The sequence below is a fragment of the Roseovarius aestuarii genome, from assembly GCF_019966515.1.
Classification (GTDB): domain Bacteria; phylum Pseudomonadota; class Alphaproteobacteria; order Rhodobacterales; family Rhodobacteraceae; genus Roseovarius; species Roseovarius aestuarii.
Window position 1 is genome coordinate 88,832 of record NZ_JAIMIB010000016.1, and the last position, 20,183, is coordinate 109,014.

The following is a 20,183-nucleotide window of genomic DNA, read 5'->3' on the forward strand; positions in this document are numbered from 1 at the left end:
TTTATCTGAGGGAGCGGCCCTTGCGTATGGCGTCACGTCCGAATTTGCGCCGGATGCTGTCGGTGGCCTTTTCCGCCTGGCTGCGTTTTCGCGCCTGCGGATCCAGCAGGTCACCTGAGCGATCCGCCCCCTCTTCCGGGATCAGGTCGGAAATGCCGATGCCGATCAGCCGGAACGCGGTTTTTTCCTCGAACTGATCCATCAGGTTTCGCGCGGTGCGATAGATCGTATCTGCCATCTGGGTGGCATCGCGTAGCGCCAGTCGCCTTGTTATCAGCGAATGATCGGCGCGTTTGAGTTTCAGCGTTACCACCCGACCGGCCAATTGCTTTGCCTTGGCGCGATCCGATACTTTTTCCGACAGGCGCCAGATATGGCCGTCGAGGATATCGTCGTTGGCGGTATCTTCGAAGAATGTAGTCTCGCTCGAGATGGATTTCATCGGACTGTTTGCTGAAACGCGCCGCTTGTCCTGGCCGCGTGCGAGATGCCAGAGCCGGTATCCCATCGAGCCGAACCGTGCGATCAACTCCTCCTGGTCCCACCGCAGAAGATCGGCGAACGAGCGGATACCAGCCTTGTCGAGAGAGGCTTGTGTCGCTTGGCCGACACCCCAGATCAGGCTGACAGGTTTGTTTCGCAAAAAGTCCTGGGTTTCGGCCTGGCCGATCACGGAAAACCCGTGCGGTTTGTCCAGGTCCGAGGCAACCTTGGCCAGAAACTTGTTATGCGACAGCCCGATTGATCCTGTCAGGCCCAGTTCGGTTTTCATCCGGCGCACGAGACCGGCCAGCATCACGGCGGGCGGCACGCCATGCAAACGCTGGGTTCCGGTGAGATCAAGAAAGGCTTCGTCCAGCGACAGCGGCTCAACCGAGGGGGTAAGTTCCTCCATCATCTTGCGGATCGCACGCGAGGTTTCGGCGTAAACCTCCATCCGGGCTTTTAGAACTACCGCATCGGGGCAAAGCTTCAGCGCCTGGAACATCGGCATCGCCGAGCGGACACCGCGAATACGAGCGATATAGCACGCGGTCGAGACCACGCCACGCCGTCCGCCACCGATGATGAGTGGCTTTGAGGCGAGATCGGGATTGTCGCGTTTTTCGACGCTGGCATAGAAGGCGTCGCAATCCATATGGGCGATGGAAAGCTCAAACAGTTCCGGATGTGACGTAATCCGCGGGCTGCGACAGGATGGGCAGCGAGGTTCGGTGTCGAACTGGGTCAGGCAGTCGCGGCAAAGGGCGGGCATCGGCGGAGGCCATCTAGGGTTGGTGCTGGCGGAAGTGTACTTTGTTTGTTCGCCGGGAAACAGCGATTTCAGCACTGCCGAAAGGAGCGCGTTTCACGCGCACAGGATGTCTCGTCGTTGGCCTCCGGCCGCCTCCTCGGATTGGTGCTCTGTTTCCGGCGGGCGGGACCGATTTTAAGCGAGTTCTGCGAGGATGGCGTGTGCGGCGGCGGCGGGGTCTGGCGCGGCCCAGACCGGGCGGCCGACAACGATATGGTCAGCGCCGTCGGCGATGGCCTCAGCCGGGGCGGCCACGCGTTTCTGATCACCAAGGGCGGCACCGGCGGGGCGTACGCCGGGGGTGACGATCAGTTTGCCAGGGGCATTTGGCAAGGCGCGGATCATCGCCGCCTCTTGCGGTGAGGCGATGACGCCATCGGCCCCGGCATCAAAGGCGCGCGAGGCGCGCTCAGCCACGAGGTCGGGCAGATCGCCGCTTCGGATCAGGCCGGCATCGAGATCCGCGCGATCAAGCGACGTCAGGATGGTCACCGCGAGGATCTTCAAATCCTTCCCGGCGGCGCCGTCGCGCGCTGCGCGTACCACATGCGGATCGCCATGTACCGTCAGAAAATCGAGATCGAACTGCGCCAGCCCGCGCACCGCCTTTTCCACAGTGGCGCCAATATCAAAAAGCTTCATGTCGAGGAAGATGCGTTTGCCGTGATCTTGTTTCAGCTCATTGGCAAGCGCCAACCCGCCGCCCGTCAGCATGCCCAGACCGATCTTATAGAACGAGACCGCATCACCCAGCTGCTGCGCGAGACGCAGACCCTCGATGGCGTTTGGCACGTCAAGCGCGACGATCAGGCGGTCATCGGACATATGGGCAGCCCCCGGTGGTTAAGGATTGGCGTCCTTGTTGCCCCGGGGGAAGTTTTCGTCAAGGGGTTGGGCCGGGATTTGCGGGTACCTTGGCCGATCAGGCTGCCAGGGCGCGCAGCATCCGCATCATCAACGGTGTTTCGCGCTGTCGTGGTGCCGGGCGATTGACGGTCTGGACCGGCGCCGTGGCCTTGCGCATCCGCAGCGATGGCGATGATGCCGTGTGCGAACGATGGGCTTTGGCGACAAGGCCGCCGGCAATCAGGGCGAACTCGGCCTGTAAGGGTGCGACTACGTGTGAGGGGTATTCATAGCTTTCGCCGTCATCATGGATTTTGACGATTGCCTCAAAAGCACCGTGTTCCGGGTTATAGCGGATGTCCGAAAGTTGCAGTTTTTCGGTACGCATTTCTAAACTTCCTTCTGCTCGAAGCCTCTGATGGGCCTGTGGATAACTGTGGGGATAAGTATGACGGGCAGATGACGTTCCAAGAGGACTCACGAAAAAGTTTGTCGATGTAATCTTTTGACGCCCTGGTGGCTTGAAGATAACGGATCCGTTACCCATCTTGGGTCTAAGGTTCCCGACCGGCACATGCCTATTGCAGGGTGCGCCACCTGGGGTAACGCTTGTAAGAAGGAGAAAGCCCATGGACTTGTCGAAGTTCACGGAGCGGTCGCGCGGCTTTATTCAGGCCGCCCAGACGATCGCAATTAGGGAAAGCCACCAGAAACTGGCGCCCGAACATATACTCAAAGCCTTGATGGACGATGGTGAGGGGTTGGCCAGCAACCTGATCAAACGCGCGGGCGGTGCGCCTGAGCGCGTGGTAGAGGCGTTGGAGGCGGCACTGCGGAAGATTCCTCAGGTCAGTGGCGATACGGGGCAGACCTACATGGATCAGCAAACCGCCAAGGTTTTGGCAGAGGCTGAGAAGCTGGCGGCCAAGGCCAAGGACAGTTTTGTACCGGTCGAGCGGATGTTGACGGCGCTGGCGATTGTGAAATCTCCGGCCAAAGACGCGCTGGAGGCAGGTGCTGTTTCGGCGCAGAAGCTCAACGAGGCCATCAACGATATTCGCAAGGGGCGCACGGCGGATACTGCCAGCGCTGAGGATTCCTATGAGGCGCTGGAGAAATACGCCCATGATCTGACCAAGGCAGCCGAGGAAGGCAAGATAGATCCGATCATTGGCCGGGATGATGAAATCCGCCGGGCCATGCAGGTGCTGAGCCGCCGGACCAAGAACAACCCAGTGCTGATCGGCGAGCCGGGCGTGGGCAAGACCGCGATTGCCGAAGGGCTGGCGCTGCGGATTGTCAATGGGGACGTGCCGGAAAGTCTGGCGAACAAACGTCTCTTGTCGCTCGATATGGGCGCGCTGATCGCCGGGGCGAAATATCGCGGTGAGTTCGAAGAGCGGCTGAAGGCGGTTCTGAACGAGGTGATTGCGGCCGCCGGTGAGATTGTGCTGTTCATCGACGAGATGCACACGCTGGTCGGCGCGGGCAAGGGGGATGGCGCGATGGATGCGGCCAACCTGATCAAACCGGCGCTGGCGCGCGGCGAATTGCACTGTGTCGGGGCGACCACGCTGGATGAATATCGCAAACATGTCGAGAAAGACGCGGCCCTTGCGCGGCGATTTCAGCCTGTATTGGTCGAGGAGCCGACAGTGGAGGATACGATCAGCATCCTGCGCGGCATCAAGGAGAAATATGAGCTGCACCACGGGGTGCGGGTCAGTGACAGCGCGCTGGTGGCGGCGGCCACGCTGAGCCATCGCTACATCACCGACCGGTTCCTGCCGGATAAGGCCATCGACCTGATGGATGAGGCCGCCAGCCGTCTGCGCATGGAAGTGGACAGCAAGCCCGAGGAGCTAGACGCGCTGGACCGGCAGATTCTGCAGATGCAGATCGAAGCCGAGGCGTTGAAGAAAGAAGATGACGCGGCGTCGAAAGACCGGCTGGAAAAGCTGGAGAAAGAACTGTCGGAACTTCAGGAACGCTCGAGCGAGATGACCGCGCAATGGCAGGCGGAGCGTGACAAGCTTGCCTCGGCCCGTGACCTGAAAGAGCAACTGGACAAGGCCCGGATCGAACTGGATCATGCCACCCGTTCGGGTGACTATGCCCGGGCTGGTGAGCTGCAATATGGCAGCATACCGCAGCTTGAAAAGCAGCTTTCCGAGGCCGAGCAGGCCGAAGAAGACGGCATGATGGTCGAGGAAGCCGTGCGGCCCGAGCAGATCGCGCAGGTGGTCGAGCGCTGGACCGGGATACCCACCGCCAAGATGTTGGAAGGCGAGCGCGAGAAACTGCTGGGCATGGAAGACGGGCTGCACAAGCGCGTCATTGGTCAGCACAGTGCCGTCAAGGCCGTCGCTAATGCGGTGCGCCGGGCGCGGGCAGGGCTGAACGACGAGGGGCGGCCTTTGGGATCGTTCCTCTTCCTCGGTCCTACCGGTGTGGGCAAGACCGAGCTGACCAAGGCCGTGGCCGAGTTCCTGTTTGACGATGACAGCGCCATGGTGCGGATCGACATGTCCGAGTTCATGGAGAAACATGCCGTGGCCCGCCTGATCGGGGCACCTCCGGGTTATATCGGTTACGATGAAGGTGGCGTGTTGACAGAAGCGGTGCGGCGCCGACCCTATCAGGTGGTTCTGTTCGACGAGGTCGAAAAGGCGCATCCGGATGTATTCAACGTGCTGTTGCAGGTGCTGGATGATGGCGTGCTGACCGATGGACAGGGCCGCACGGTCGATTTCAAGCAAACGCTGATCGTGCTGACCAGTAACCTTGGGTCGCAGGCGCTAAGCCAGTTGCCGGAGGGCGCCGATGCGTCCGACGCCAAGCGCGACGTGATGGATGCGGTACGGGCGCATTTCCGCCCCGAATTCCTCAACCGGCTGGATGAAACCATCATCTTCGACCGGCTGGCGCGGACCGATATGGATGGCATCGTCGATATCCAGCTGGCACGGTTGGCCAAACGCCTGGCCACGCGCAACATCACGCTGGAGTTGGATGAAAGCGCGCGAAAATGGCTGGCCGATGAGGGTTACGACCCGGTCTTTGGTGCCCGGCCGTTGAAACGCGTGATCCAGCGTGCGGTGCAGGATCCGCTGGCCGAGATGCTTTTGGCGGGTGATGTGCTGGATGGTGCCGTGGTACCGGTCAGTACGGGCGCCGATGGGTTGATCATTGGTGACCGGGTGGGCACGTCGGGACGGCAACCGCCTGAGGACGCTGTCGTACATTAAATCTCAAAAACGGACCAGACACCCCGCATCCTGTGCGGGGTGTTGCTTTGTGGCGTGTGTTCGTGTCGGGGGCAAATGGCTCATCTCGACATTTCTGCGGCTACGATGGTTCTGGTGAAATCTGATTTGGGGTGGCAGCGACATATCCGGCTGCATCGCAGAACCGGCGTGGGATCAGCATGCCCACAAGGATCAGGTCGCTGTTGTTCGCAGGCACTTCGCCATGATGGCATTAGCTGCGCTGGCATTTGTTACAACATCCAAACTCATTGTGAGGCTTGTTGTTTTGCGAGGGCCCCTCGGTGCAGGTAAAGGCTTGGTACGTATGTTTGATGCAACTCTGCCGGAGAAATGAATGGCCTATCGCTGGAAGAACAACCTGAAAGAAAGTGACGTCACGAGCGAGTCGGCTTTCCTCAACCGGCGTCAGATCATGGCCGGTGTCGCCGGTAGCATAGCGGCGGGCGCGCTGGGGACATCGGCGCGGGCTATGGGACCCTGGAATGCTGACGACGTCGGCGAACCCAACGAGTGGGAAGATATCACCAGCTACAATAACTACTATGAGTTCGGTACCGGTAAAGGTGATCCGGCGAAATATGCACATATGCTGACGACCAAGCCCTGGAGCGTTACAATCGACGGGTTGGTGGACAAGCCCGGCGATTATGCGTTCGAAGACATTATGTCGAAGATGAGCATCGAGGAACGCATCTATCGTTTCCGCTGTGTCGAACGCTGGGCGATGATCGTGCCGTGGAACGGGTTTGAGCTTGCCGATCTGCTGGAGCTGGCCGGTGTTCAGAGTGGAGCGAAATACGTGGCGTTTGAAACCGCCCTGCGTCCCGAAGAAATGCCGGGTGTCAGTCAGCCGGTGATCGATTGGCCCTATGTCGAGGGGCTGCGGCTGGACGAGGCGATGCATCCGTTGAGTTTCATCGCCACCGGCATTTACGGCAAGGATATTCCCAACCAGAACGGCGCGCCGCTGCGTTTGGTGGTGCCGTGGAAATACGGCTACAAATCCATCAAGTCGATCGTGCGCATAACTGTGACTGAAACCGAGCCGCCCACTGCCTGGAATAATTACAGCGCCCGCGAATACGGCTTCTATTCAAATGTGAACCCGAACCGGAGCCATCCGCGCTGGTCACAGGAATATGAGCAGTTGCTGGGGCAGGGGCTGTTTGCCGAGAAAATCCCAACGCGCCTGTTCAACGGCTATGAAGAAGAAGTGGCCAGCTTGTATGAAGGCATGGATTTGTTAGAATTTCACTAATGGGTATTGTCCTGCATTCTGATCTTTCTTGTCCGCATTGCGGACATGTCTCGCGTGAGCTGATGCCAGAGGATGCATGCATGTACTTTTACGAATGCACCGGGTGCGGGCGATTGCTGAAGCCGGAAGCCGGGGATTGTTGCGTATTCTGTTCATATGGTTCCGTACAATGCCCGCCCATTCAAAGCGGCCAAGGTTGTTGTCAGGTATAAAATGAGCGTGGCCGCGGTCATCAATACGCCGGTTCGGCACATCCCCGCAGGATTGATCTATATGTGCAGCCTCGCCTATGCCGGTTGGTTGCTATGGCTTGGCATCGAAAACCGACTGGGTGCCAACCCGGTCGAGGCCTTGGAGCATGCGCTGGGGGAGGCCGCGCTCTACCTGCTCGTCGCGGGGCTTGTCGTGACACCCTTGCGGCGTTTCGCTGGCCTGAACCTGCTGAAGTTCCGCCGGGCGATCGGGCTGAGCTGTTTCTTCTTTGTCGTGTTGCATCTGTTGACCTGGGCTGTGTTGGATGTGCAGGCACTGGATCGAGTATGGGCCGATATCCTTAAGCGTCCATATATAACGGTAGGGATGGCGGGCTTTTTGCTGATGGTCCCGCTGGCGCTAACCTCGAATAACCGATCGCTTCGTTGGCTGGGGGCTGATTGGCGCAAGCTGCACAGGCTGACCTATGCGGCGGCAGTGCTTGGCGGCATGCACTATGTGATGCTGGTCAAGGGTTGGCAGTTGCGCCCCCTGGTTTTTCTGGCAATCATCTTGGTTCTTCTGCTGCTTCGGGTCAGGCGGCGGGCGCGACCGGCAAAGGTATGAGCGCCGTGCTATTTGCAGCGCTTTAATATCTGCTCAACATCCAAGACGTATTATTGCCAGCCATCACCGCTGGAATGGACTTATTCATATGTCCGAAGACGAAGATCTGAACCTGCTCGGGGTCCAACGCCAAAACGGGTATGAGGGTTTGATGGAGAGGTTGATCGCCCGGTTGGGCCTGAATCTGGCGCATTGCCGCAAATACCTTGGGTTGCGGCACCGTACAGTGGAACGGATGATGAGCCATTGCGCAGCCTGCGGGGAGTCGGAGACATGTCGTGCGACCCTGGCTCAGACACAGGGCGTTATGGCTGAGCCGCCGGCGTATTGCTACAACCGCAAGATTCTCCTGAAACTCAGAACCCGGCGCCAAGAAGCGCATGCCGATTCTCATTCTAACTCCGGCCCGGATTCGGTTGGCGATTCCTGAACTTTGGCGATTCCAACCTTGGTTTCGGAAAAATACGCGCGCGGTTCGCTTTATTTAGGCAGAGTCGCGGGGTGAGTCTGCGCTCAGTTGGGGATAACCCGGTGGAAAACCCAATATATGGTGGGGCTCCCTGCTGGCGTCGGGCAATAAAATTTCCTGAAAGTGGCGAAAATTGAAATAATTGGGACGTAAGTGCATATTTTTGCAGGGAAAATCAGAAATTTGAAAAAAAGATGACGTTTCCCAAAAAAAGGGGTTGCGGGTATTTGGAGTTAACCGTAGAACCCCCCTCACCGGCGGCGCTGAGGCGCACAACGGGACGCCAGACGGGACAACGGAGCGACGCTCCAGAGGAACAGACGGTAAGAAAATACTGAGGTAGATGAGGCGGGTCGCGCTAGAAAGTTCAAGCGCAGCCGGTTGATTTTGTCTCGACGCTCTTTGAAATCGATAGTTTCTGAAGAGATATGTGGGCGGTTTGGTTCATTCGATGGATCAACACTGCACATATGTCGCTCTACTAGGCTTCGGCCGATCATGTAGATACAGCTTCACTGTTTGGACGGTTTCCGGTTTCTTATGAAACCAGAAGCACAACAGACAGTACGATCCGGTCATGCCGGCCGGATCAATATGTGCAGAGGTTCGAACGTCAAGGATAAGCTGGTAACAGCTTTTCAACTTGAGAGTTTGATCCTGGCTCAGAACGAACGCTGGCGGCAGGCCTAACACATGCAAGTCGAGCGCACCTTCGGGTGAGCGGCGGACGGGTTAGTAACGCGTGGGAACGTACCCTTTTCTACGGAATAGCCATTGGAAACGATGAGTAATACCGTATACGCCCTTCGGGGGAAAGATTTATCGGAGAAGGATCGGCCCGCGTTAGATTAGATAGTTGGTGGGGTAATGGCCTACCAAGTCTACGATCTATAGCTGGTTTTAGAGGATGATCAGCAACACTGGGACTGAGACACGGCCCAGACTCCTACGGGAGGCAGCAGTGGGGAATCTTAGACAATGGGCGCAAGCCTGATCTAGCCATGCCGCGTGAGTGATGAAGGCCTTAGGGTCGTAAAGCTCTTTCGCCAGGGATGATAATGACAGTACCTGGTAAAGAAACCCCGGCTAACTCCGTGCCAGCAGCCGCGGTAATACGGAGGGGGTTAGCGTTGTTCGGAATTACTGGGCGTAAAGCGTACGTAGGCGGATTAGAAAGTTAGGGGTGAAATCCCAGGGCTCAACCCTGGAACTGCCTCTAAAACTACTAGTCTAGAGTTCGAGAGAGGTGAGTGGAACTCCGAGTGTAGAGGTGAAATTCGTAGATATTCGGAAGAACACCAGTGGCGAAGGCGGCTCACTGGCTCGATACTGACGCTGAGGTACGAAAGTGTGGGGAGCAAACAGGATTAGATACCCTGGTAGTCCACACCGTAAACGATGAATGCCAGTCGTCGGGCAGTATACTGTTCGGTGACACACCTAACGGATTAAGCATTCCGCCTGGGGAGTACGGTCGCAAGATTAAAACTCAAAGGAATTGACGGGGGCCCGCACAAGCGGTGGAGCATGTGGTTTAATTCGAAGCAACGCGCAGAACCTTACCAACCCTTGACATCCTGATCGCGGTTACCGGAGACGGTTTCCTTCAGTTCGGCTGGATCAGTGACAGGTGCTGCATGGCTGTCGTCAGCTCGTGTCGTGAGATGTTCGGTTAAGTCCGGCAACGAGCGCAACCCACATCCCTAGTTGCCAGCAGTTCGGCTGGGCACTCTATGGAAACTGCCCGTGATAAGCGGGAGGAAGGTGTGGATGACGTCAAGTCCTCATGGCCCTTACGGGTTGGGCTACACACGTGCTACAATGGCAGTGACAATGGGTTAATCCCAAAAAACTGTCTCAGTTCGGATTGGGGTCTGCAACTCGACCCCATGAAGTCGGAATCGCTAGTAATCGCGTAACAGCATGACGCGGTGAATACGTTCCCGGGCCTTGTACACACCGCCCGTCACACCATGGGAGTTGGGTTTACCCGAAGGCCGTGCGCCAACCTTTCGAGGGGGCAGCGGACCACGGTGAGCTCAGCGACTGGGGTGAAGTCGTAACAAGGTAGCCGTAGGGGAACCTGCGGCTGGATCACCTCCTTTCTAAGGATGTTCCTAGCATCACAGGGCTTGCTCTTGATCGTGGAACACTTAGCAGAAGATCAGCAAACAAAGCTGGTCAACATCAGGACCGGACCGTCCTCATATCTCTTCAGACAAGTTTTCAGGCCCTACCGGCCTGTCTGGGTCGGTAGCTCAGGTGGTTAGAGCGCACGCCTGATAAGCGTGAGGTCGGAGGTTCAAGTCCTCCTCGACCCACCATTGTCCCATGAGGACATTATGGGGCCTTAGCTCAGCTGGGAGAGCGCCTGATTTGCATTCAGGAGGTCAGCGGTTCGATCCCGCTAGGCTCCACCATATACCGATTTGACCGTTAAGTACTGCCCGCAGTTCTTAACCGTCCAATCGGACGAATTGACATCGTATAGAGAGATACAAATATCAACACTGTTTGATCGCCACGAGTAAGTGGATGATCTCAGTTTGGTGCGGCGGAATTCTGTCCATGTCACCCGCAAGGATGACGGATGCAGAAAATTCCAAAGCGAGCGTATGACCGGGTTGTTTCCTCGACCTGCCATGCGTCTGCCAGCTGAAACGAACAGAGTTGTCCAAGTCAAGTACACTAACCCGAGCAGTCGCAAGATTGCTCATTAAGTACTCTATCTTACGGGGGACCTCACCGACATGAGGTTCTTTGATAGAGTGCGGGAAAGTATGCTTTTGATTCAGAATAAGGATGACAGTTTCTTACCAGCTTCTGTTATCGCGCAAGCTAGTCTTGCTTTTTCTGGATCAAATCAAGCGCGAGAAGGGCGTTTGGTGAATGCCTTGGCAGTAAGAGGCGATGAAAGACGTGATACTCTGCGATAAGCCATGGGGAGCTGAGAATAAGCTTTGATCCATGGATTTCTGAATGGGGCAACCCACCTGACAGTTTGTTATAATTGCCCTCGGGCAGCTTATAACTTGCTGAAACAGGTACTTAAGAACTGAATACATAGGTTTTTAAGAGCAAACCCGGAGAACTGAAACATCTAAGTACCCGGAGGAAAGGACATCAATTGATACTCCCCTAGTAGCGGCGAGCGAACGGGGACCAGCCGAGCCATGAGTGTGAATAGAACGTGTTGGGAAGCACGGCCATAGTGGGTGACAGCCCCGTATATGAAGCATGATTGGACGTATTAAGTAGGGCGGAACACGTGAAATTCTGTCTGAAGATCGGAGGACCACCTTCGAAGGCTAAGTACTCCTTACTGACCGATAGTGAACCAGTACCGTGAGGGAAAGGTGAAAAGCACCCCGACGAGGGGAGTGAAACAGTACCTGAAACCGAACGCCTACAATCAGTCGGAGCTTGACTGGACTCTAATGACAATCTGCTTCATCAACGTGATTAATGAATCGCGGATGGAGCAAAACGTGTCAGACCTAGCTTTTATAACAGATGGTACAGCTGCAGTAGTTTTCCTGATAGCAGGACTAATTGATGCAGGTGTAAATCACTGCCCAAACGAGGGCTGCTTCGCCAAAAACGAAGTGCAATCATATAACAGCATATCGGTCGGAAACACGTATTTTCAGGAAGACGAAGTTGGAGAAGAATTCTACTTCCGGCGGGAAACGGGCGTTGCAGACGGTCCTTTCCAGCGGATTTGGGGTATATCCGCCTCATCTGACGGCGAACTTTGGGCTGGTGTGGGTCATGCCTACACGCTCACGAACCGCAAGCAGAACCTTTTCCTGCAGCTCAACGCCATGACCGGCCTTTATGAAGAAGGCAGTGGCGTCGATCTGGGCGGACCCATTGAATTTCGATCGGGCCTGTCGGTCGGATATCAGAACAAAGCCGGTGTTCGCATGAGCCTGAGCGTCGATCACAGATCGAACCTCGGGATCTACAGCGACAATCCTGGTCTGGAAACCGTCCAATTCCGGGTCTCAATTCCCACCAAATAACCCCACTACAGGGTTGTCATTAGTGTCCAGTCTTGTGACGGCGTACCTTTTGTATAATGGGTCATCGACTTGGTCTATCTAGCAAGCTTAAGCCGTTAGGTGTAGGCGCAGCGAAAGCGAGTCTTAATAGGGCGAATGAGTTAGGTGGATCAGACCCGAAACCGAGTGATCTAGGCATGGCCAGGTTGAAGGTAAGGTAACACTTACTGGAGGACCGAACCCACATCTGTTGAAAAAGATCGGGATGAGCTGTGCCTAGGGGTGAAAGGCCAATCAAACTCGGAGATAGCTGGTTCTCTGCGAAATCTATTTAGGTAGAGCGTCATCCGAATACCCTCGGGGGTAGAGCACTGGATGGGTAATGGGGCCCCACAGGCTTACTGATCCTAACCAAACTCCGAATACCGAGGAGTACTAGATGGCAGACACACTGCGGATGCTAACGTCCGTAGTGGAGAGGGAAACAACCCTGACCTACAGCTAAGGCCCCCAATTCATGGCTAAGTGGGAAAGCAGGTGGGACGACCAAAACAACCAGGAGGTTGGCTTAGAAGCAGCCATCCTTTAAAGATAGCGTAACAGCTCACTGGTCTAAATAAGTTATCCTGCGGCGAAGATGTAACGGGGCTCAAGCCATGAGCCGAAGCTTAGGATGCCGTAAGGCATGGTAGCAGAGCGTAGTGTGACATAGTTCCATTCCTCCTTAGTACCGTTCGCGGTGCATTGGAGGAGCGGAGCTTTCGATGAAGCCGGCGCGTGAGCGATCCGGTGGAGAGATCACTAGTGAGAATGATGACATGAGTAGCGACAAAGAGTGTGAGAGACACTCTCGCCGAAAGTCCAAGGGTTCCTGCTTAAAGCTAATCTGAGCAGGGTAAGCCGACCCCTAAGTCGAGGCCGAAAGGCGTAGACGATGGGAACTGGGTTAATATTCCCAGGCCAGGAGGAATGTGACGGATCGTGAAGATTGTTCACCCTTATCGGATTGGGTGGGCCGTTAATCGGTTCCTGGAAATAGCACCTCCATTAGATCGTACCCTAAACCAACACAGGTGGACTGGTAGAGAATACCAAGGCGCTTGAGAGAACGATGTTGAAGGAACTCGGCAAAATACCTCCGTAAGTTCGCGAGAAGGAGGCCCAGTTTCTACGCAAGTATTGGCTGGGGGCACAAACCAGGGGGTGGCGACTGTTTACTAAAAACACAGGGCTCTGCGAAGTCGCAAGACGACGTATAGGGTCTGACGCCTGCCCGGTGCCTGAAGGTTAAAAGGAGAGGTGAGAGCCTTGAATTGAAGCCCAGGTAAACGGCGGCCGTAACTATAACGGTCCTAAGGTAGCGAAATTCCTTGTCGGGTAAGTTCCGACCTGCACGAATGGCGTAACGACTTCCCCGCTGTCTCCAACATCGACTCAGCGAAATTGAATTACCTGTCAAGATGCAGGTTTCCCGCGGTTAGACGGAAAGACCCCGTGCACCTTTACTACAGCTTCACATTGGCATTAGGCCGAACATGTGCAGGATAGGTGGTGGGCTTTGAATCGGTGACGCCAGTCATCGTGGAGCCACCCTTGAGATACCACCCTTGTTCTGCTTGATGTCTAACCGCGGTCCGTTATCCGGATCCGGGACCCTGTGTGGCGGGTAGTTTGACTGGGGCGGTCGCCTCCTAAAGCGTAACGGAGGCGCGCGAAGGTTGGCTCAGAGCGGTCGGAAATCGCTCGTTGAGTGCAATGGCAGAAGCCAGCCTGACTGCGAGACTGACAAGTCGAGCAGAGTCGAAAGACGGCCATAGTGATCCGGTGGTCCCGAGTGGAAGGGCCATCGCTCAACGGATAAAAGGTACGCCGGGGATAACAGGCTGATACTGCCCAAGAGTCCATATCGACGGCAGTGTTTGGCACCTCGATGTCGGCTCATCTCATCCTGGGGCTGGAGCAGGTCCCAAGGGTACGGCTGTTCGCCGTTTAAAGAGGTACGTGAGCTGGGTTTAGAACGTCGTGAGACAGTTCGGTCCCTATCTGCCGTGGGTGTAGGATACTTGAGAGGAGTTGCCCCTAGTACGAGAGGACCGGGGTGAACGAACCACTGGTGGACCAGTTGTCGTGCCAACGGCAGTGCTGGGTAGCTATGTTCGGACAGGATAACCGCTGAAGGCATCTAAGCGGGAAGCCCCCCTCAAAACAAGGTATCCCTGAGGACCGTGGTAGACCACCACGTCGATAGGCCGGAGATGTAAGCGCAGCAATGCGTTCAGTTGACCGGTACTAATTGTCCGATAGGCTTGATTTGATCCAGTAAAAGCCAGACTTTTACTGATCGAAAGCATACACTTAAACAGCGTACGCGACTTGGAATTCAAGGGTTTTTCTTGGTTTGGTGGTCATAGCAAGAGCAAAACACCCGGTCCCATCCCGAACCCGGCCGTTAAGTGCCTTAGCGCCGATGGTACTGCGTCTTAAGGCGTGGGAGAGTAGGTCACCGCCAAACCTAGTAAGACCCTTGAAATTGTATCTCTCTGACGATGCATCACCTTCCCATCGAAACGCGACCTCCAATAGGGTTTTTGCTGTGGAAATGCAGTTGAATGTAATCGGTGCGCCGCGTTCCGCGGGTAAGCGCTGCATCTGACACCCAAAGCGTTTCGATTTTAACTTGAGATACCGGCATCATCTAATGCATTGAAATCTTTGATTTCAGGCAGCGTTAGATGTTTCAGGTTTTAGTTGAGATATTATAGGGCTGTGCCGGAAGTATGGTATCAGCGCCTTTGACAAATCTCAGAGATCACCCGACAGATGTGCTTCGAGATCATCCAGCCTGTCCTGCCCCCAGAACATCTGCCCGTTATCTACGATATAAAACGGCGCGCCGAAGACGCCCGCACCCACTGCTTCTTCCAGGTTGGCGGCATAAGTCTCGGCCCCACTCAACAGGCCGCTATCCGCGAGGTCTGCGTCAAACCCTGCGGCGCTCAGGCAGTCGCGAATGATCGTATCGTCAGCGATGTTCTTCTCTTCCACCCATAGTGCGCGCAGTACAGAGTGGCTGAGCGCGCCCAGATCGCCGCCGCCGACATTCTGTGCGGCGATGATTGCGTAGGAAGACGGCGCCGGATTGGGCGGCCAGAAAGCGGGTTTTACGTTGATTGGCATGTTAAGTCGTTTTGCCTGCCTGGCCATGTCTTGCGCCCGGTAGGCTTGCCGGTTTGGATGCCGCTCGCCTAGCGGGACCCCACCGGTACGGGCAAAAAGCGCCATGATATCGAGCGGTTTGTAAGTGATGTCCGCACCATGTCTGGCTGATATCTCCTCCAGCCGTGTCCCAGCCAGATACGCCGACGGGGACAATGTCGAGAAATAATAATCCACATGTGGCATTTTTTTACCTCCTCCCCCCTAGGCATAGCTTTGCCAGACCCTAAGCACATGCTAAGCGGAGTCAATGTCACGATTCTGTCATCTCAGACCACTTGGGGAAGCCGCACATGCCATCCAGACCAGAGCCCAAACTCATTTCGGGCAACGCCAACATGCCGCTTGCCAAGGCTATCGCCCGACGGATGTCGATGCATCGGGGCACCAATGTCGGGCTTTGCGATACGCGGGTGGAGCGCTTCAACGACGGTGAGATCTTTGTCGAGGTCTACGAGAATGTTCGCGGCGAGGATATGTTCATCATCCAGCCCACCTCGAACCCGGCGAATGACAATCTAATGGAACTTCTGATCATGGCTGATGCGCTCCGGCGCTCCTCGGCGCAGCGCATCACGGCTGTGATACCCTATTTCGGCTATGCGCGGCAGGATCGCCGCTCGCGCGCGCGGACGCCGATTTCGGCCAAGCTGGTGGCGAATATGATCGTCGAGGCGGGGATTGAGCGGGTTCTGACCATGGATCTACATGCTGCGCAAATTCAGGGCTTCTTCGATATCCCGGTGGATAACCTTTATGCCTCGCCGGTCTTTGCGCTGGACATCATGAAGCAATTCAAGGGCGCGATGAGCGATATTATGATCGTCTCACCCGATGTGGGTGGTGTGGCGCGCGCGCGCGAACTGGCGAAACGCATCAACGCGCCGCTTGCCATCGTCGATAAACGCCGCGAGAAGCCCGGCGAAGTGGCCGAGATGACCGTTATCGGCGACGTGAAGGGCAAGAAGTGCCTGATCGTGGACGATATGGTCGATACCGCCGGGACGCTATGCAAGGCCGCCGAAGTGTTGATGGATAACGGCGCGTCCGAAGTGCATTCCTACATCACCCACGGCGTCATGTCCGGCCCTGCGGTAGAGCGGGTGACCAAATCGGTCATGAAATCGTTGGTGATCACCGACACCATTGAACCGCGCACATCCGTGGCAGAGGCATCCAATATCCGCATCGTGCCCACGGCGCCGGTCTTTGCCCAGGCGATCTTGAATATCTGGAACGGCACGTCGGTTTCATCACTTTTTGACACCGAAACCCTGGGTCCGATCTACGAGGGTCTCTACGCCGCTGAATAACGCGCCGGAACTGGCAGACCGGATACCTGCCTTGAATAAAAAAACCGCGCGGCATCCATGCAAGCCGCGCGGTTTCTTTTTTTGCCGCCTTATTCTCTGCCTGTTAGGCGGCAACCATGCCGTGGCACGGGGACACATCGCAAACAGCCGCGGTGGCGTTGCGTATCTCTTCTGCTAAGATACGCGCCTCCCGCAGCGGTCTGACGACATAGGCCGATTGCTCGGCCGTGTCGAAAGCATGTTCCAGCAGGTTTTTGGCGGAGGGACAAAACAATAATGCCCCGCTGTTCCCAAAGACAACCTGATCGCGTTCAAAGTGGAGTATGGACACTGTGAACTCCTCTTCAGGTTTGACCCGGTGAATGCCGTTCACCCCGTCCAGCGCTGCGGCCGGGATCAGAGTGAAAGGGTCGCCATAGACTTCCTCCGCTGCGTCGCTTTCGATCATCACGCTTTGGTCCGGCAACAGTGTAATGATGTCGCGGTTACCCAGGGCACCAACCGGCACTTCGAGCGGCCAGAAATGCTGTGGGCACGGCCGGTCACCATCCCAAAGTTGAAAGCGTGTTATTTTGCTGATCGGTTGCATCCCGGCGTCAAAGGTCAGCACTTTGTCGCCTTCGGTTAATCCTTCCACCTTCCGCCAGCCTAGTGAGGAGGCGACTTTGGTTGCCATCGTGAGGCCCGTCATCATCCCGGTGGCGCCGCCTTCATGAACACCTGTGGCCTCTGACACGCGACGGGTGGTCCCGTCTGTTGTCGATCTCCTTACAAGCATTCTTGCTTTCCTCAAGTAATTCCGGTGGCTGCCGGACTGTGGCGTTAACCCGTTTACTTTGAGATCATCATTTGCCAGCTCTTTGGCCGGAACCGGGCAGAATCAAGGCAATGTCGCTTACACGTGGTCAATCAGCTCCTGCTATCCGAGATTGTTCACGTTTTTGCTGCGATAGGTCAGGAATTTAGGAGAGTTGACCGACTTTCCTTAACCAAATCGATAGCCGAATCGCCTGATATCCGATGCGCAGATATCTGCAATCAATTGCCGGTCGGCATCTGAATAATAGTTTTCGTATGCCGGGTCGCGTTTTGATTGATTGGTCGCCGGTAGGGAAAGCTCGAATCCCAGATGATCCCACAAAGGGGCCGCATCCGCCGCGAAATGTTCCAGCCGCAGATAGGCCGAGGCATGTTCGCGCCCGTCGCTGGAGGTCATGTAGTGATCTGAAGGTTGTGCGATCAGTGCCGCTTTGGTTTGCGGCGCGTTCAGAAAACCATTGAAGTCGCGGCTTTTTGCCAGCTCTACTGCCGGGTGGTCGAAGCTTTGATCCTGCAGCCAGTGATAATAGCTGACCATCCGGTCCCACGGGTTTCGTACCAGCGTAAAGGTGAATGCGCGGGTGATCTGATCCAGCGGCACAAGGCCGTCAATATCGGTCAAAGTCGAATGTTTCCAGAGCCGCCCAGCGGTCTGCTTGCCTTTCAGCCGGTTGCGCCGTCGCAATGCTTTCGGCGTATCGCCGATCAGGATGTCATCCTTCATCGCCCGCGCCTCCAGCGCCAGCGCCAGTGACGTGCCACCGGTCTTGGGAATATGAACAAAGATGTAATTGCGCCCCGGCGAGATGATCATGGGTGGCAGGCTAGATCGCTTCAGAGGCAATTGGAAACACTCTCGTCAATTTTGGCCTTGAGTTGCCATTCGGGTTTGCCGCCAGCGCGGACTCAAGGCCGCAGGCCGCCGCGCATCGACGACGCGCCCCCACACGGCGGCGATTCGTTGAGGTAGGCGTCTTAACTTGAAGTTTTTCGGGTTTGGCTACGATAAGATACCAGTCACTACTGGCGGATCGGCCCCGCGCGCGTCGTGGATGTGCGGCTTTGAGCCAATGTCCGCTCAGCGGCCAATAGCGGTCAGTTCGCTTCGATCGTGTGCTAACCTGCGGCAGGATATCTCGACATTCCACTCTTAATTGTCTGACATTTAGAAATTGATCGCGCGCTCTTTTTCAATATTCTCAATTAACCGTGTCGAGGGGCAGAATCAGGGAGAGGCCAATGGGCTGGATGAATGACGAAACCGGGTTGGAGAAGAACGCGGCTAATTTCGTACCGTTGACACCGCTGTCACACCTGCGCCGCGCCGCCCATCTCTTTCCGGGATACGAGGCGGTGGTTTATCGCAACACCAGACGCAGCTACGCTGACTATTACGAGCGCTGCACGCGCCTGGCCTCGGGGCTGACAAAACTGGGCGTGACCTCGGGCGATGTGGTTGCCACGATCATCCCAAATGTGCCCGCCCAGGCCGAGGCGCATTTTGGCGTGCCCGCCTGCGGTGCTGTGCTGAACACTATCAACACAAGACTTGAGGCGGGCACCGTCGGATATATCTTTGATCACGGCGAAGCCAAGGCCCTGCTGGTCGACACGCAATTTCTGCCGCTTGCCCTGGCGTCTATTGAACAGATGGAAGGTACCGCGCCGATCATCATCGAAGTGCCCGATGATGTAGCAGGCTATCCCGCAACTGGCGATCATATGACTTATGAGGATCTGCTTGCTTCGGGCGATCCTGACTATCAATGGATCATGCCAGAAGATGAATGGGAGAGCATCTCGCTCAACTATACATCCGGCACCACCGGCCGACCCAAGGGTGTGGTCTGCCACCATCGCGGCGCGTACCTGATGACAATGGGCACGGTGATCAGCTGGGAAATGGTGCTGCACCCGCGCTACCTGACGATTGTGCCGCTGTTCCATTGCAATGGCTGGAATCACACATGGATGATGCCACTTCTGGGCGGAACGGTGATCTGCCTGCGCGACGTCACCGCGAAGGGCATCTATGATCTGATCGCGGATGAAAAGGTTACCCATTTCGGTGGTGCGCCCATCGTGCTCAACACCATCGTCAACGCCGATGAGGAAGATCGCCGCGATTTCGACCATACCGTCAAGGTTTTCACTGCCGGTGCGCCGCCCCCCGCCGCTACCCTGCGCAAGATTGAACCGCTTGGCTTTGAGGTGATGCAGGTCTACGGCCTCACCGAGACCTACGGTCATGTTACCGAATGTATCTGGCACCGAGACTGGGACGACAGGCCCGATGATGAGCGTTATGCGATCAAGGCCCGCACCGGCGTGCTGATGCCGATGGCCGAGGATATCACCTCAATGGATCCCGAGACCATGGCCCAGATCCCGATGGATAGCGAGACCCAAGGCGAGATCATGATCCGCGGTAACACTGTGATGAAAGGTTACCTGAAAAACCCCGAGGCGACCGCCGAAGCCTTTGCCGGAGGGTATTTCCATTCCGGGGACATCGCCTATCAACACCCCGACGGCTATCTCAAGATTGCCGATCGCGCCAAGGACATCATTATCTCAGGCGGAGAGAACATCTCGTCGGTTGAGGTCGAGGGCGTGCTGATGGCGCACCCGGATGTGTTGCTCTGTGCCGTGGTCGCAAAACCGGACGAGAAATGGGGCGAGGTGCCCTGCGCCTTTGTCGAACTCAAGAAAAACGCCGCCACGGATGAGGCTGCGCTGATCGTATACTGCCGCCAGAACCTTGCCGGGTTCAAAACGCCTAAGCGCGTTGTGTTTCAGGAACTGCCTAAAACTTCGACCGGCAAGATCCAGAAATTTGAACTGCGGAAGGTGGCGCAGGAATTGTAAGCGCCCCG

Annotated in this window: 13 protein-coding genes, 2 tRNA genes and 3 rRNA genes; 12 read left to right on the forward strand and 6 right to left on the reverse strand. The window is 56.3% G+C overall.

Annotated features, from left to right (window positions below):
• Position 1: 1 nt before the first annotated feature.
• The 3 genes from LC334_RS17410 to LC334_RS17420 form a co-directional block, all read right to left on the reverse strand.
• Positions 2–1,255, reverse strand: a complete 1,254-nt coding sequence (locus LC334_RS17410) for a DNA polymerase IV (RefSeq protein ID WP_085801539.1) — start codon at positions 1,253–1,255, stop codon at positions 2–4.
• Positions 1,256–1,429: 174 nt separating this feature from the next.
• Positions 1,430–2,119: an orotidine-5'-phosphate decarboxylase gene (gene pyrF, locus LC334_RS17415; RefSeq protein ID WP_085801538.1), complete on the reverse strand. Its 690-nt coding sequence runs from the start codon at positions 2,117–2,119 to the stop codon at positions 1,430–1,432.
• Between the two features lie 97 nt (positions 2,120–2,216).
• Positions 2,217–2,528: a hypothetical protein gene (locus LC334_RS17420; protein WP_085801537.1), complete on the reverse strand. Its 312-nt coding sequence runs from the start codon at positions 2,526–2,528 to the stop codon at positions 2,217–2,219.
• 241 nt (positions 2,529–2,769) lie between these two features.
• Here LC334_RS17420 and clpB point away from each other — a divergent pair, with 241 nt between their 5' ends.
• The 10 genes from clpB (at position 2,770) to rrf (ending at position 14,471) form a co-directional block, all read left to right on the forward strand.
• Positions 2,770–5,388, forward strand: coding sequence for an ATP-dependent chaperone ClpB (clpB, locus tag LC334_RS17425; protein ID WP_085801536.1), 2,619 nt, complete (start codon positions 2,770–2,772; stop codon positions 5,386–5,388).
• 355 nt (positions 5,389–5,743) lie between these two features.
• Positions 5,744–6,667, forward strand: a complete 924-nt coding sequence (gene msrP / locus LC334_RS17430) for a protein-methionine-sulfoxide reductase catalytic subunit MsrP (RefSeq protein ID WP_085801535.1) — start codon at positions 5,744–5,746, stop codon at positions 6,665–6,667.
• Complete coding sequence (locus tag LC334_RS17435; protein WP_085801534.1) at positions 6,667–6,879, forward strand: GDCCVxC domain-containing (seleno)protein; 213 nt, start codon at positions 6,667–6,669, stop codon at positions 6,877–6,879. Before msrP ends, LC334_RS17435 begins: the two co-directional genes overlap by 1 nt.
• Before the next feature lies 1 nt (position 6,880).
• The gene (msrQ, locus tag LC334_RS17440) at positions 6,881–7,486 is read left to right on the forward strand and encodes a protein-methionine-sulfoxide reductase heme-binding subunit MsrQ (protein ID WP_085801533.1); all 606 of its coding nucleotides are present in this window, start codon (positions 6,881–6,883) and stop codon (positions 7,484–7,486) included.
• A gap of 151 nt (positions 7,487–7,637) precedes the next feature.
• Positions 7,638–7,916 carry a DUF6455 family protein gene (locus LC334_RS23305; RefSeq protein ID WP_223413049.1) on the forward strand — a complete coding sequence of 93 codons (279 nt, stop codon included), beginning with the start codon at positions 7,638–7,640 and terminating at the stop codon, positions 7,914–7,916.
• A gap of 678 nt (positions 7,917–8,594) precedes the next feature.
• A 16S ribosomal RNA gene (locus LC334_RS17450) occupies positions 8,595–10,060 on the forward strand.
• A gap of 142 nt (positions 10,061–10,202) precedes the next feature.
• Positions 10,203–10,279 (forward strand) — tRNA-Ile (locus tag LC334_RS17455).
• A gap of 20 nt (positions 10,280–10,299) precedes the next feature.
• A tRNA-Ala gene (locus LC334_RS17460) sits at positions 10,300–10,375 on the forward strand.
• Between the two features lie 441 nt (positions 10,376–10,816).
• Positions 10,817–14,273: ribosomal RNA gene (locus tag LC334_RS17465) — 23S ribosomal RNA — on the forward strand.
• Positions 14,274–14,356: 83 nt separating this feature from the next.
• A 5S ribosomal RNA gene (gene rrf, locus LC334_RS17470) occupies positions 14,357–14,471 on the forward strand.
• Together the 16S, 23S and 5S rRNA genes with 2 tRNA genes alongside form the textbook arrangement of a ribosomal RNA operon.
• 290 nt (positions 14,472–14,761) lie before the next feature.
• Here rrf and LC334_RS17475 read toward each other — a convergent pair.
• Positions 14,762–15,361, reverse strand: coding sequence for a 2-hydroxychromene-2-carboxylate isomerase (locus LC334_RS17475; RefSeq protein WP_085801531.1), 600 nt, complete (start codon positions 15,359–15,361; stop codon positions 14,762–14,764).
• 107 nt (positions 15,362–15,468) lie between these two features.
• Here LC334_RS17475 and LC334_RS17480 point away from each other — a divergent pair, with 107 nt between their 5' ends.
• A complete protein-coding gene (locus tag LC334_RS17480; RefSeq protein WP_085801530.1) occupies positions 15,469–16,488 on the forward strand; it encodes a ribose-phosphate pyrophosphokinase in 1,020 nt (339 codons plus the stop codon).
• 103 nt (positions 16,489–16,591) lie between these two features.
• Here the strand turns inward: LC334_RS17480 and LC334_RS17485 are convergent, their stop codons facing one another.
• Both LC334_RS17485 and LC334_RS17490 read right to left on the reverse strand, forming a co-directional pair.
• On the reverse strand, positions 16,592–17,266 hold the full coding sequence (locus LC334_RS17485) for a Hint domain-containing protein (RefSeq protein ID WP_085801529.1): 675 nt from the start codon (positions 17,264–17,266) through the stop codon (positions 16,592–16,594).
• Positions 17,267–17,473: 207 nt separating this feature from the next.
• Entirely contained in the window at positions 17,474–18,121 is a 648-nt protein-coding gene (locus LC334_RS17490; protein WP_085801528.1) for a sulfotransferase family 2 domain-containing protein, read from the reverse strand.
• Positions 18,122–18,546: 425 nt separating this feature from the next.
• On the opposite strand from LC334_RS17490, the gene LC334_RS17495 reads away from it, so the two are divergent.
• A complete protein-coding gene (locus LC334_RS17495; RefSeq protein ID WP_085801527.1) occupies positions 18,547–20,175 on the forward strand; it encodes an AMP-binding protein in 1,629 nt (542 codons plus the stop codon).
• Positions 20,176–20,183: the final 8 nt, after the last annotated feature.